Here is a 3,205-nt window from a genome sequence, read left to right as displayed (position 1 = left end):
GCCGGGCGCGGACGGTCCCACGCGAGGAGGCCCGCGCGGGGCAGAATGCGGCACGTGACCCCCGCGAGCGACCGTTCCCAGATGGCCGAGGCCGACCGCGTCGTCGTCAAGGTCGGGTCCTCGTCGCTCACCGGGGAGGACGGCCGGCTGGACGTCGTGGCCCTCCGGGCCCTGGTGGACGTGCTCGCGGCGCGGCGCGCGGCCGGGGGACAGGTGGTCCTCGTCACGTCGGGCGCGATCGCCGCGGGGCTGGGGCCGCTGGGCCTCACGCAGCGCCCCCGGGACCTCGCCACCGCGCAGGCGACGGCGTCCGTGGGCCAGGGGATCCTCGTCGCGCGGTACGCCGAGGCGTTCGCCGCGCACGACCTGCGCGTCGGCCAGGTGCTGCTCACCGCGGAGGACACGGTGCGCCGCGGGCACTACCGCAACGCCCAGCGCGCCCTCGAGCGGCTGCTGGACCTCGGCGTCGTGCCGATCGTCAACGAGAACGACACCGTCGCGACGGACGAGATCCGCTTCGGCGACAACGACAGGCTGGCTGCGCTCGTCTCGCACCTCGTGCGCGCCGACGCGATGGTGCTGCTCACGGACGTCGACGCGCTGTACGACGGACCGCCGTCGCGCGCCGGCTCGCGCCGCATCTCGGTGGTGCGCACGGCCGCGGACCTCGACGGGGTGGACGCGGGATCGCGCGGCAGCGCCGTGGGCACGGGCGGGATGGTCACCAAGCTCGCCTCGGCCCAGATCGCCACGGGCTCGGGCATCCCCGTGGTGCTCACCTCGGCAGCCCAGGTCGCCCAGGCCCTGGCCGGCGACGAGGTCGGCACGTGGTTCGCGGTCACGGGCCGGCGACGCTCGACCCGGATGCTGTGGCTCGCGCACGCCGCGACGACGCACGGCCGGCTGGTGCTCGACGACGGAGCCGTGCGGGCCGTCGTCGAGCGGCGCACGTCGCTGCTGCCCGCGGGGATCACCGCGGTGCACGGCGAGTTCGAGGCCGGCGACCCCGTCGAGCTGGTCGCCGTGGACGGTGCGGTCGTGGCGCGCGGGCTCGTCGCCTTCGGCTCGGCGGAGCTGCCGGAGCTGCTGGGTCGCTCGACGCACGAGCTGCGGGCCCGGCTCGGCGCGGGCTACGACCGCGAGGTCGTGCACCGCGACGACCTCGTCCTCGTCCACCCCTGACGTGACCACCCACGCCTCCGCTGGCTCCTCGTCGGGATCCGGGCGTCAGACTGCCGCGTCCCGACGAGAGCCGCGCCAGGGCGGGGGAGGGCGACCGCGGCGGGACGGGGAGCCGCGCGGGGGCGGCGGATATCCTGCGGGCATGACGACGGTCGAGGCCCCCCGGATCAGCCCTGTGCCCGACGAGGTGCGGGACGCCGTCCTGGACATCGCCCGGCGGTCGCGGGTCGCGTCGCGCGTGCTCGCGGGAGCGACGCGGGCGACCAAGGACGCCGCGCTGCTGGCGATGGCGCGGGCCCTGGTCGACGCGACGCCGCAGATCGTCGCCGCCAACGCGCTGGACCTCGAGCGGGGAAGGGCCGCCGGGACGTCGGCCGGCCTGCTCGACCGGCTCGAGCTGGACCCGGGCCGCATCGCCGCGATCGCCGAAGCGCTGCGCGAGCTCGCGGCGCTGCCGGACCCGGTCGGCGAGGTGGTCCGCGGCTCCACGCTGCCGAACGGGCTGCAGCTGCGCCAGCTGCGCGTGCCGATGGGCGTCGTCGGGATGATCTACGAGGCGCGGCCCAACGTCACCGTCGACGCCGCCGGGCTGGCGCTCAAGTCGGGCAACGCCGCGATCCTGCGCGGCGGGTCGGCCGCCGCGGAGTCCAACACGGTCATCGTCGCGGTGCTCGGTGCCGCGCTGGAGAACGTCGGGCTGCCGGCCGACGCGGTGCAGTCGATCGACGCCCACGGCCGGGCCGGCGCCGTCGCCCTCATGCACGCGCGCGGGCTCGTGGACCTGCTCATCCCGCGCGGCGGGGCGGACCTCATCCAGACGGTGGTCCGCGAGGCGACCGTCCCGGTGGTCGAGACCGGTGTCGGGAACTGCCACGTGTACGTCGACGCCACGGCGGACCCGGCCGTGGCGCTGCCGATCCTGCTCAACTCCAAGACCCAGCGCGTCGGGGTGTGCAACGCCGCCGAGACGCTGCTGGTGCACGTCGACGCGGCCGAGGCCTTCCTGCCCTCTGCCCTCGCCGCCCTGCACGCCGCGGGCGTCGTCGTGCACGGCGACGCCCGGACCGCAGCGCTGGCCGGCGAGGTGCCGGTGGTCCCGGCGACCGACGTCGACTGGGCGACCGAGTACCTGTCCCTCGACCTGGCCGTGCGGGTGGTCGACTCGATCGACGCCGCGATCGAGCACATCCGCACGTGGACCTCAAGCCACACCGAGGCGATCGTGACGCGCGATCTCGCGGCGTCCGAGCGGTTCGTCGCCGAGCTCGACTCCGCTGCGATCATGGTCAACGCGTCGACCCGGTTCACCGACGGCGGTCAGCTGGGCCTGGGTGCCGAGATCGGCATCTCGACGCAGAAGATGCACGCCCGTGGCCCGATGGGTCTGGCGGAGCTGACGACGACGAAGTGGGTGGTGCACGGGCAGGGCCAGATCCGTCCCTGACCGCGCCGGGGGGCGCCGTGGTGCACCCCGCGACGCGTCCAGGGCGCGGCGCGTGTCGACCCCCGCCGGGCCGGACGTGCGACACTGGTTCGGCCGTTGCGCCGGGAGCGCGCGGTGAGCCGCTCACACCAGGAGGTCGACGTGCACGCTGTCCTGCTCGCCGTCGAGGAGCACGCCGAGGTCACCACCCAGCTGCCGATCCCGCCGGTCGGCTACGGCCTGCTGGCGTTCGGTGCCCTGGTGGCGCTGCTCGCCGTGACGTACGCCTTCCGGAGCGTCGGCACGCGGCACTAGCCGCCACCACGACGACACGGCAGGACCACCACGGAGGAACGCAGCGGATGACCCAGCAACGGCCCAGGATCGGGGTGATGGGCGGAACGTTCGACCCCATCCACCACGGTCACCTGGTCGCCGCGAGCGAGGCTGCGTCCAAGCTCGGGCTCGACGAGGTGGTCTTCGTGCCCACCGGCCGGCCATCCCTGAAGCAGCACCCGGCGGTCACGGCACCGGAGCACCGCTACCTCATGACGGTCATCGCGACGGCGGCCAACCCCCGCTTCACGGTCAGCCGGGTGG

At 75.1% G+C, this 3,205-nt stretch carries 4 protein-coding genes; all 4 read left to right on the top strand.

Annotated elements, in window-relative coordinates; translation table 11 throughout:
- Positions 1-45 precede the first annotated feature (45 nt).
- On the top strand, positions 46-1,182 hold the full coding sequence (proB, locus tag PKY62_RS10600) for a glutamate 5-kinase (RefSeq protein ID WP_324536738.1): 1,137 nt from the start codon (positions 46-48) through the stop codon (positions 1,180-1,182).
- Between the two features lie 142 nt (positions 1,183-1,324).
- Positions 1,325-2,626, top strand: a complete 1,302-nt coding sequence (locus tag PKY62_RS10595) for a glutamate-5-semialdehyde dehydrogenase (protein WP_324536736.1) — start codon at positions 1,325-1,327, stop codon at positions 2,624-2,626.
- 114 nt (positions 2,627-2,740) lie between these two features.
- Entirely contained in the window at positions 2,741-2,920 is a 180-nt protein-coding gene (locus PKY62_RS10590) for a hypothetical protein (RefSeq protein WP_324536734.1), read from the top strand.
- 47 nt (positions 2,921-2,967) lie between these two features.
- Positions 2,968-3,205: nicotinate-nicotinamide nucleotide adenylyltransferase (locus tag PKY62_RS10585; RefSeq protein WP_324536732.1), on the top strand; the 238-nt coding region annotated here is incomplete at its 3' end.

Origin of the sequence: Actinotalea sp. (genome assembly GCF_035443605.1) — a bacterium.
Taxonomy (GTDB): Bacteria; Actinomycetota; Actinomycetes; order Actinomycetales; family Cellulomonadaceae; genus Actinotalea.
The sequence above is the reverse complement of the archived record's forward strand: the minus strand, read 5'-3'. Positions and strand labels throughout refer to the sequence as shown.

What these genes read in the sequence shown, in the direction of transcription:
- proB (WP_324536738.1), top strand. Translation starts at nt 46, where the DNA reads ATGCGGCACGTGACCCCCGCGAGCGACCGTTCCCAGATGGCCGAGGCC.
- PKY62_RS10595 (WP_324536736.1), top strand. Translation starts at nt 1,325, where the DNA reads ATGACGACGGTCGAGGCCCCCCGGATCAGCCCTGTGCCCGACGAGGTG.